Genomic DNA, 9,209 nt, shown 5'->3' on the forward strand with positions numbered 1-9,209 from the left:
AGCGGCCGCGGCGCCGCCGGCAGCCGTCCCCGCTCCCGGCGTGGGTGCCGACCCGTCCGGTCCCGGCCTGGGTGCGGTCCCGACTGCGTCCGGCGTGGGTGCCGACCCGATTGCGTCCGGCGTGGGTGCCGACCCGACTGCGGCCGGCGTGGGTGCGGTCCCGTCCGCGTCCGGCGACCTCACCGACCGGCTGGCCGTCGTCGAGCGCAAGCTGGACGCCCTCGCCCGAGCCCTCCAGCCCTGAGGCCACCAGCCCTCGCCCCGCCCGCACCCGCTCCGCCCGGACCCGCGCCGGAGACGGGCCGCGAGCCGCGGAACCGACACGCGGGACCGTGACCGACATGCGGGGCGGTTCTGTTCCCGTTCGCAGGTCCGTCCCCTTTCCCGTTCGGGGGACGGTTCTGTTCCCGTTCGCAGGTCCGTCCCCTTTCCCGTTCTGGGCGGATCTGCTCGGGCGGTCGCTGTCAGCACCGGAGCGCGCCATGGAGTTCCGGCCTCGCGCGTGCGGCAGGATCCCGGCCAGCGCGGGGGTCCGGGCCGGCCCGGGCTCGTTAGCTGCGTCCCAGGCGGTAGTAGTGCGCGGGCTGCGGCACCGGACGGTAGGTGTCCGGAAGCGGGTCGTCGCTGAGGAGCTTCCAGCCGGGAAGAACGGCGAGGATCCCGTCCAGAGTCGTGCCCGCCGGCACGTTCGGTGGGATGGGGGTCGACGACCACGGGTCGAACGCCACCATCAGCATGGTCGCTCCCGGAGCCGACAGCGCCTCAATGCCGCGACCCCAGCCTGAGCGCTCGTTCGGGGACAGGCCGTGGAAGCAGCCACCGTCGAGGAAGAAGTCGAACGAGCCCGAGGTCACCGACGTCAAGTCAGCCGCGTCGCCCACGACAAAGCGGATGTTCGCCGCGTCCGGGCGGGCCCCGGCCGCCTCGATGGCCTCGGGAACGAAGTCCACGCCGGTCACCTCCCAGCCGCGTTCTGCCAGCAGTGCGGAGTGCCGTCCCCGTCCGCAGCCGATGTCGAGTGCTCTGCGGTGCTCCGCGGGGTGGGCGGCTTCCTCGCGGTCGAAGAACGCCTGTTCGTCGGCCAGGCCCGCCTCGCCGGCCACCTCCCAGGGCACGAAACCGGTGCGATAGGCCTCCGCGTAGAACTCTCGCGCTTCGAGGTTGACGTCGTGGCGCATGGTGCCCTCCAGTTCGATATGGGTAACAAATAATCAATATGCCCTATCGTTGGATGGTGGTCAAGAGGTCATACGACGCGAGCCGGCGACGGGCGGCAGCCCAGGGGACGAGACAGGCGATTCTCGACGCCGCCGCGAAGCTGTTCGTGGATCCTGGATACGCCGGCGCCCGGCTGAGTGACGTCGCGGAGGTGGCTGGGGTGGCGGTGCCGACGATCGCGGCCCACTTCGGCTCGAAGAAGGGCTTGCTCTCCGCTGTGCTGGACGTCTCGATCGCGGGGGACGACGAGCCGATCCCGATGGCGGCGCGGTCCTTCGTCGACGACATCAACGCCCTGCCCACCGCCCGGGGCAGGCTCGAGCGCTACGCCGTCGAGCTCGCGCGGACGCTTCCGCGCGTCGTCGACGTCCGGCTGGCGCTCGAACACGCTGCCACTGTCGACGCCGACGCCGCCGTGATCCTGGCGAAGAACGACGACGAACAACTCCGGGCCATGACGATGTTCGCCGCGGGTCTGATGGCCACCGGAGAGGTGCGGCTCGAGCTGGACCACGTGGTAAGCGTCCTCGTCCTCGCGATGGCCGCCCGCAACTATGACTGGCTGGTCAAGCAGCGCGGGTTCGGCTCCGACGATTTCGTCAACTGGTACGTCGGCAGCGTGGCGGGTGCGATCCTCGCCGAGCCGTAGCCCGGGTGCAGCCGTCGTCACGCCGCCTTGCTGAGTCCGCCTCTTCGCCCTGGTCGGCGCTCTCCCCAGTGGTCAGTTTCCGCAGTGTGCGCGGCGATCGTTGTTGTCGGAGCCGGAACCGTCCCCTGAACGGGAACCGGGACGGTCGTGCGAACGGGAAAGGAACCGTCCCCTGAACGGGAACCGGGACGGTCCTGCGAACGGGAAAGGAACCGTCCCCTGAATGGGAACGGGGACGGATCCGGCGGGCAGGGGCGGCGGCGGGCGGGTCAGGGGGTGATCTGGGCGAGCAGGTGGGGTCTGGTGCCGTCCCTGGTGGTGACGGCGGCGCGCCAGCTGGCCGGCTCGTCCTGCTGCCACCAGGCTCCGACGGTGGCGGGGAGCGGGATCGGACGGGTGAACCTGACCTCGACGGCGTACGCCTGTGCCAGGCGGGGCTCGACGGCGGCCAGCAGACGGGCGTGCGTCCACATGCCGTGGATGATCGGACGGGCGAAGCCGAACGCTCGCGCCGCGACCCGGCTGGTATGGATCGGGTTCGGGTCGCCGGACACCCGCCGGTACTCCCTGCCGAGGTCGGCCGGCAGCCGCCACGTCGCGATCGGGGGCCGTGCGGGGAACTCCTCACCGGCGATGGCCACCGGGGCGCCCGGCACCGACGCGCCCTGCGCGAGGTAGGTGCTCACCCCGTCCCACACGACCTCGTCGGCCACCCGCACGGCGGCGACCAGGTCGAGCAGCGCTCCCCGTCGGTGCGGACGAAGATTGTCGATCCGCACCGAGAGGTCCAGGGACTCCCCGACAGCGACCGGGCGGTGCAGCCGCATCCGGTTCGACACGTGCACCGCGCCGGCGAGCCCGATCGTCGAGCCCGGGTCAGACAGGAGATGCACGTGCAGCGGGAACGCCAGCACGTGCAGCCACGTCGGCGGCACCCGGTCGCGGAGGGCGAAGCCGCACACCCGGTCGTAGCCGGCGAGCCTGGCCACGTCCTGCGTGACGCCCCTGACCAGCACGGTGCGGGAAGGAACGTGCGCCGGGCCCCGGTGCAGGCGCGGCACCAGGGTCTTAGCGAACAGCGGCCCCAGCGCGGGCAGCGCCGGCAGGAGTTCGATCTCGATGTCCGTCACTGGCCGACCAGGTTCTGCCCGCACACCCGCACCACCTGCCCGCTGACGCCGCCGCTGGCGGGGTCGAGGAACCAGCAGATCGTCTCCGCGACGTCGACGGGCTGCCCGCCCTGGCCCAGGCTGTTGGTGCGCCGGAACACCTCGCGCTGCACGAACGGGATCTTCGCCGTCATGTCGGTCTCGATGAAGCCCGGGGCGACCGCGTTCACCGTGATCCCGCGCCCGGAGAGGTCGGGGGCCATCGCCCGGACGAGGCCGGCCACACCGGCCTTCGACGCCGCGTAGTTCGCCTGCCCGCGATTGCCCGCGATGCCCGAGGTGGACGCGACACCGACGATCCGTCCCGCGTCGGCCAGCCCGCCGGGCCTCCCGTCGAGCAGGACGGGGTTGATCCGCAGCTGGGCGGCGAGGTTCACCTGCAGGACCTGCGCCCAGCGCTGCGCGTCGGTGTTCACCAGCAGCTTGTCGCGGGTGATGCCGGCGTTGTGGACGATGCCATGGATCTGGGCCCCCGCACCGTACCGGGAGATGACGTGGGCGGCGATCCGCTCGCCCGCGTCGGGCGCGGTGATGTCGAGCTGGAGGGCCGTGGCGTGCAGGCCGTTCGCCAGGGCGGCCAGCGCCTCCCCGGCGGCCGGCATGTCGACACAGACGACGATCGCGCCGTCCCTGGCGGCCACGGTCGCGATCTGTGCGCCGATGCCGCGAGCCGCACCGGTGACCACGACGATCCGGCCGTCCAGTGGCGCGGGCAGTCCTTCGCGACCGTCCCGGGGCCGCTGCGCCGCGACCGGCGATGCCATGGCGGACGCCTCGACGGCCGCTGCTCGCGCGGACACCGTCCAGGACTGGCCGTCGACGAAGGCGGATCGGCCCTCCAGCAGGAAGGACAGGGTGGACGCGACGTCGTCGGGGGCCACACCGGGTGTGACCCGGACCAGGTTCGCGGTCGCACCCCGGCGCAACTCCTTGCCGACGGTGCGGGTGATCCCGTCCAGGGCCTGGAGAACGGCCGACGCCTCCAGGCCGGTCGCCTCCGCATCGGCGACCACGATCACGCGCCCGGACGCCTCCAGGGCCCGCAGCGCCGGACGCAGCGCCGCCCGCAGCCCCTCGAGCTGCTCGATGCGGCCCAGGCCGCGCGCGTCGACCACGACGGCGCCGATCCGGCCCGGGTAGGCCGGCGGCTCCGGGCCGTCGTCGAGCAGGGCCGGTTCGGCCGCCAGCCCGAGCAGGGCCAGGGTGTCCGGGACGAGCGACGAACCGGCGAGCGCGGCCGCCACGATCGGTCCCTCGGGGAGCGTTCGCCCCCGGCGCAGCACGGGAGGTTCGGGCAGCCCGAGCCGTGCAGCCACCGCCTGGCCGCCCCGCGAGGAGAACGCCCTCTCCAGGATGCCCGCCATCACACCGCCTCCAGGATCGCGACGACGCCCTGGCCGCCGGCCGCACAGATCGACACCAGCCCCCGTGCCCCCGCGCCGCGCTCGTGGAGCAGTTTCGCCAGCGAGGCGACGATGCGTCCGCCGGTCGCGGCGAAGGGGTGGCCCGCCGCCAGCGAGGAGCCGTTCACATTCAGCAGCGCTCGGTCGATCGTGCCCAGCGGCGCGTCGAGGCCGAGCGCTTCGCGGCAGAAGTCCGCCGACTCCCACGCCGCCAGCGTCGCGAGCACCGTGGCCGCGAACGCCTCGTGCAACTCGTAGAGCTCGAAGTCGCCCAGCGCCATGCCCTGCCGCGCGAGCAGGCGCGCGACCGCGTGGGCGGGGGCCAGCAGCAGGTCGTCGCCGGCGGTGTGGTCGACGGCCGCGACCTGGGCGTCCACCAGCCGCGCGAGCACCGGCAGGCCCTTGGCATCGGCCCACGCCTGCTCGGCCAGCAGGACGACCGCCGCCCCGTCGGTGAGGGCGGTCGAGTTGCCGGCCGTCATCGTGTCGCCGAACACCGGGCTGAGGGCGGCCAGCTTCTCGACCGACGTGTCCGGGCGCAGGATGTTGTCCTTCGTCACACCCAGGTACGGCGTGACGAGGTCGTCGAAGAAGCCGCTGTTCCACGCCGCCGCCAGCCTGCTGTGGGAGGTGGCGGCGAGCTGGTCCTGGTCCTGTCTGGTGATGCCCCAGGTCGCGGTCGTGCGCGCCTGGTGCTGGCCCATGGACAGGCCGGTCCGCGGCTCGACCACCTGAGGCGCCACCGGCGCGAGGTAGGAGGGGCGGATCGCCGCGAGGGAGGCCAGGCGCGCCGGCAGGGTCCTGGCTCGGTTGGCGGCCAGCAGCGCCCGCCGCAGTCCTTCGCTGACCGCGATCGGCGCGTCGGAGGCCGAGTCCACGCCGCCGCCGATGCCGACGTCCGCCTGGCCCAGCGCGATCTTGTTCGCGATGTAGACCACCGTCTCCAGCCCCGTCCCGCAGGCCTGCTGGAGGTCGACGGCCGGCGTGGTGGGGGAGAGCGCGGAGGACAGGACGGCCTCCCGGGTGAGGTTGACGTCGCGCGCGTGCTTGAGGACGGCGCCGCCAGCGACCTCGTCCACGGTCTGCCCGGCCAGCCCGAACCGGGCGACCAGGCCGTCCAGGGCTGCGGTGAGCAGGTCGGCGCTGCTCGCCGAGGCGTACGCGCCGCCCGCCTTGGCGAACGGGGTCCGGTTGCCGCCGACGATCACGGCGCTGCGCGAGAGCTGCATCGGTCCTCCTTGGATTTATCCGATACCGAGGGTAGCAGGTACGGCCGGTACCGGGTAGTGTGGTGCCCGTGACCACCGATGGACGCGACACCCGCTGGGCCGAACACCGCCAGACCCGGCGTCGCCAGCTGGTCGAGGATGCGCTACGCGCCATCCGCAGGCATGGAGCCGGGGTCGGCATGGACGAGATCGCGGCCCAGGCGGGCACGTCCAAGACCGTCATCTACCGACACTTCGGCGACCGGGCCGGGCTGTACGCGGCCGTGGTCGCGAATGTGCACGCGTTCATCCAGAGCGACCTCAGCGCCGCCCTGCAGCTCACCGATCCGGGCGACCTGCCCGTGCTCGCGCACGACCTCGCCGACGCCTACCTCACGCTGGTCGAGCGCGACCCGGAGATCTACCGGTTCCTGCTCACCCCGCCCGACGCGTCCTCGGTCGACCCGTACGGGGGGCTTCCGGAGCTGATCGGCGAACACGTCAGCGCGGCGATCGCCGAGCACCTGTCCGGCCGCGGGCAGGACCCGTCCTGCGCGTCCACCTGGGGCAATGGGCTGGTCGGCTTCATCCGCGCGGCGGCGGACTCGTGGATGGCCACGGAGCCGCGCGCCCCGAGGACCGAGGTGCTGGCCCACCTCGACGCGTTCTTCTCCCCGGCGCTGGCCACGGGGCTGGCCGCCGTCCCCCAACGACAGGAGTTGTGATGACCCCGGTGCTGGACGCCTCGACGAGGAGCGTGCCGGGCAGTTCCCCCTCCGGGGAGCTGGGAGCGTCGTTGCGGATCGCGCTGGACGGCCCGCTGGCCGACCGCAGGGCCGCGGCGCGGGCGGCTTTCCCTGCCGAGCACCTCCTGCGTGATCCCGACCAGAGCATCGAGGCGGCGCGGGACTGGGTGCTGAACCGGCTCGCCGAGTTGTCGGAGGCGGGTTTCGGCTCGGCCGGGGTACCGCGCAACGCCGACGACGTGGCCGATCCCGCCGCGGCGGTGATCACCTTCGAACTGCTCGCGCACGGCGACCTGTCCACCCTGATCAAGTCCGGTGTCCAATGGGGCCTGTTCGGCGGCGCGGTGACCAATCTGGGCACCCGATGGCACCACGACACCTTCCTGGGTGACATCACGTCGATGAAGCTGCTCGGCTGCTACGCGATGACCGAGCTGGGGCACGGCTCGGATGTGTCGGGGCTGGAGACGACGATCACCTACATCCCGGAGACCGACGAGTACGAGATCCGCTCCGAGACGCCGGAAGCCACCAAGGCCTACATCGGCAACGCGGCGCGCGATGGCGAGATGGCGGTGGTGTTCGGGCAGTTGCTGGTGCGGGGCAGGAACCACGGGGTCCACGCGGTCCTGGTGCCCATCCGGGACGGGAACGGCGCGGACCTGCCCGGCGTGACCACGTCCGACCACGGCGGCAAGGGCGGCCTGCTGGGCGTCGACAACGGGATGCTGCGCTTCGACCGCGTTCGCGTGCCCCGGCAGATGCTGCTGGACCGCTACGGCGGTGTGGACGCCGAGGGCCGCTACAGCTCGCCCATCGACAACCCCAACCGGCGGTTCTTCACCATGCTGGGCACCCTGGTGCGGGGCCGCGTCTGTATCGCGGCCGGCGGCGGGGTCGCGGCGCGCAGGGCGCTGTCCATCGCCACCCGCTACGGGCTGAAGCGGCGCCAGTTCGCCGCGCCGGGGCATGCGGACGGTGTCGTCCTGCTCGACTACCTGATCCACCAGCGGCGGCTGTTCCCCGCGATCGCGCGCGCCTACGCCCTCGGGTTCGCCCAGAACGAGCTCACCGCGGCGCTGGTGCACATCCAGGGCGGCGGCGAGCACACCGAGCGCGAGCAGCGCCAGCTCGAGACGATGGCCGCCGGGTTGAAGGCCGTGGCCACCCGGTTCGCCAACGACACGATCCAGGAGTGCCGCGAGGCGTGCGGCGGGGCCGGCTACCTGGCCGAGAACAGGCTGGTCGGGCTGCGGGCGGACGCGGACGTGTTCGCGACCTTCGAGGGCGACAACACGGTCCTGCTGCAACTGGTGGCCAAGGCTCTGCTCACCGACTACAAGAAGGTGTGGGGCGACCTCGACCGGGTCGGCATGGTGCAGGCCACGGCGCGCATGGTCGGCGGGACGATGCTGGAGCGGACGGCGGCGAACCTGCTGGTGGACCGGCTCGTGGCGACCGCGCGGCGGCGTCCGGACGAACTCGCGCTGGTCGACCGGGGTTGGCACGCCTACCTGTTCGAGGAGCGGGAGCGGCACGCGCTGGAGTCGCTCGCCCGCCGCATGCGGAGGGCGTCGAGCCGTGACTTCGACGCGGTGAACCGGCTCGGCGACCACATGCTGTTCGTGGCCAGGGCACACCTGGAGCGTGTCCTGCTCGAGGCGTTCATCGCCGGTATCGAGGCGTGCGCGGACCCGGCGGCGAAGGCGGTGCTGCAGCGGTTGTGCAGCCTGTTCGCACTGGGCAGCATCAACGACGACCGCGCGTGGTTCATCGAGCACAACCGCATCACGACCGGACGCGCCAAGGCCATCGGGGCGCAGCTCAACGCGCTGTGCGGCGAGCTCCGTCACGATGCGCTCGCCCTCGTCGATGGCCTCGGCGTCCCCGAGGCGTGGCTCGGAGCCGCCTTCCTCGAGTGAGGACCGCGCCCGGCCGTCCACCGGCGTGGCCGGGCTGTCCTCCCCGGCGACCTGCCGGCCGGCAGCCATGGCGCGCGTCCCGGTTTCGCGACACACCGGTGGATGGCGCAGGATGGGTTCATGACAGCACGGTTCACCAGGTGGCTGCGCCTGGTGGTGGCCGCCGCGGCGATCGCGCAGGCACTGTGCCTGGTGCTGGTGTGGATCGTGAACCTGTGGCTCTCCGCCGCACTGGTGGACGAGGTGGGCGCGGACGGCATCGTTCTCGCGCTCTCTGTTCTCGGCTGGGTGGAGCTCGCGCTCGGCGTGGTCGTGCTCGGCGGTCTGGCGGTGGGGGTCTGGCTGCACCGTCCGCTCTGGGCGCGCGGGGTGGCGACCGTCACCCTGGGAATGGTGCTGCACTGGGGCTGGTGGCTGGCCGACCGCCGGTTCGACCTGTTCGGGCTCGACCGCATCGACATCGCCGATCCGGCCTACCTCGGCCGGGTCGAGGTGCGGCTGTGGGCAAACCTCGGCGTCGACGTCGTCGCGGTGGCCGCGCTCGTGCTCGGCGGGGTCCTCCTGCTCCGGCACCAGCCCGCGGCGAAGGACCGGGCGGCGGCGCCGGCCGGATCCGCCGACCAGCGGCTCCCCGACGAACTGCTGAGGTAGACGTTGGCGGGCCCGCACCGGCGCGATGCCGCCTCGCGTCGCCCTCGGTGACGCCCCGCAACCCGGCACATCCCGCGCTCGTCCCGGCCGGTTCGGGGAACCTCGGGACGCGGCCCTTTCCGCGCCCCGCACCGTCTCCTAGGGGGCTGCTGAACAATGCTGTTCCGAGCGAGGACGTGCCGGGCGGGATGAGCGGCAAGGCCACATCTTGTGGGTGATAGTGGTCCTATGCCCCAAGGTGTG

At 72.7% G+C, this 9,209-nt stretch carries 9 protein-coding genes; 5 read left to right on the forward strand and 4 right to left on the reverse strand.

The genetic code is table 11. From position 1 onward, the window contains the following. Positions 1 to 244: hypothetical protein (locus QM633_RS10285; RefSeq protein ID WP_415153664.1), on the forward strand; the 244-nt coding region annotated here is incomplete at its 5' end. A 307-nt stretch (positions 245 to 551) separates the two neighbouring features. On the opposite strand, the gene QM633_RS10290 is transcribed toward QM633_RS10285, so the two are convergent. Further along, the gene (locus tag QM633_RS10290; RefSeq protein ID WP_415153665.1) at positions 552 to 1,178 is read right to left on the reverse strand and encodes a class I SAM-dependent methyltransferase; all 627 of its coding nucleotides are present in this window, start codon (positions 1,176 to 1,178) and stop codon (positions 552 to 554) included. A 56-nt stretch (positions 1,179 to 1,234) separates the two neighbouring features. On the opposite strand from QM633_RS10290, the gene QM633_RS10295 reads away from it, so the two are divergent. After that, positions 1,235 to 1,867, forward strand: a complete 633-nt coding sequence (locus QM633_RS10295; RefSeq protein WP_415153666.1) for a TetR/AcrR family transcriptional regulator — start codon at positions 1,235 to 1,237, stop codon at positions 1,865 to 1,867. A gap of 269 nt (positions 1,868 to 2,136) precedes the next feature. Here the strand turns inward: QM633_RS10295 and QM633_RS10300 are convergent, their stop codons facing one another. From QM633_RS10300 to QM633_RS10310, 3 genes are read right to left on the reverse strand one after another with little or no spacing between them, the layout of a single operon-like run. Next, positions 2,137 to 2,997 (reverse strand): MaoC/PaaZ C-terminal domain-containing protein, encoded by an 861-nt coding sequence (locus QM633_RS10300; protein ID WP_415153667.1) that lies wholly within the window; start codon positions 2,995 to 2,997, stop codon positions 2,137 to 2,139. Continuing rightward, positions 2,994 to 4,400: a 3-oxoacyl-ACP reductase gene (locus QM633_RS10305; RefSeq protein ID WP_415153668.1), complete on the reverse strand. Its 1,407-nt coding sequence runs from the start codon at positions 4,398 to 4,400 to the stop codon at positions 2,994 to 2,996. The genes QM633_RS10300 and QM633_RS10305 overlap by 4 nt, the downstream gene beginning before the upstream one ends. Then, entirely contained in the window at positions 4,400 to 5,668 is a 1,269-nt protein-coding gene (locus QM633_RS10310; protein WP_415153669.1) for an acetyl-CoA C-acetyltransferase, read from the reverse strand. The genes QM633_RS10305 and QM633_RS10310 overlap by 1 nt, the downstream gene beginning before the upstream one ends. A 68-nt stretch (positions 5,669 to 5,736) precedes the next feature. On the opposite strand from QM633_RS10310, the gene QM633_RS10315 reads away from it, so the two are divergent. The 3 genes from QM633_RS10315 (at position 5,737) to QM633_RS10325 (ending at position 8,966) form a co-directional block, all read left to right on the forward strand. Continuing rightward, complete coding sequence (locus QM633_RS10315) at positions 5,737 to 6,372, forward strand: TetR family transcriptional regulator (RefSeq protein WP_415153670.1); 636 nt, start codon at positions 5,737 to 5,739, stop codon at positions 6,370 to 6,372. After that, positions 6,372 to 8,315: an acyl-CoA dehydrogenase gene (locus tag QM633_RS10320; RefSeq protein ID WP_415153671.1), complete on the forward strand. Its 1,944-nt coding sequence runs from the start codon at positions 6,372 to 6,374 to the stop codon at positions 8,313 to 8,315. Before QM633_RS10315 ends, QM633_RS10320 begins: the two co-directional genes overlap by 1 nt. Positions 8,316 to 8,435: 120 nt before the next feature. Further along, positions 8,436 to 8,966 carry a hypothetical protein gene (locus QM633_RS10325; protein WP_415153672.1) on the forward strand — a complete coding sequence of 177 codons (531 nt, stop codon included), beginning with the start codon at positions 8,436 to 8,438 and terminating at the stop codon, positions 8,964 to 8,966. Positions 8,967 to 9,209 lie beyond the last annotated feature (243 nt).

Origin of the sequence: Propionicimonas sp., assembly GCF_047606205.1 — a bacterium.
Taxonomy (GTDB): Bacteria; Actinomycetota; Actinomycetes; order Propionibacteriales; family Propionibacteriaceae; genus Propionicimonas.